Raw genomic sequence first — 234 nt, 5'->3', positions numbered from 1 at the left:
CCCCCAAACCCCACCTGACCACTCCCGGTCAACCCGATCCCAATATTGCCCGACCCCGTATTCGCCAACCCAATATTCCCCAACCCCGTATTCCCCAACCCGAAGTTATAATCACCCCCATTACCAAACCCCACATTATACGAACCCAAATTCCCCGGCCCCACATTATAATCACCCACATTCCCCGACCCCAGATTGAAACTCCCCCAATTCCCCAACCCCACATTCCAACTC

Annotated in this window: 1 pseudogene; it reads right to left on the bottom strand. The window is 54.3% G+C overall.

Going from position 1 to position 234, the window contains the following annotated elements:
* A pseudogene (locus BST12_RS30260) lies at positions 1-234 on the bottom strand (PPE family protein); the annotation flags it as partial.

Source organism: Mycobacterium angelicum, from assembly GCF_002086155.1.
GTDB classification, from domain to species: Bacteria; Actinomycetota; Actinomycetes; order Mycobacteriales; family Mycobacteriaceae; genus Mycobacterium; species Mycobacterium angelicum.
The sequence above is the reverse complement of the archived record's forward strand: the minus strand, read 5'-3'. Positions and strand labels throughout refer to the sequence as shown.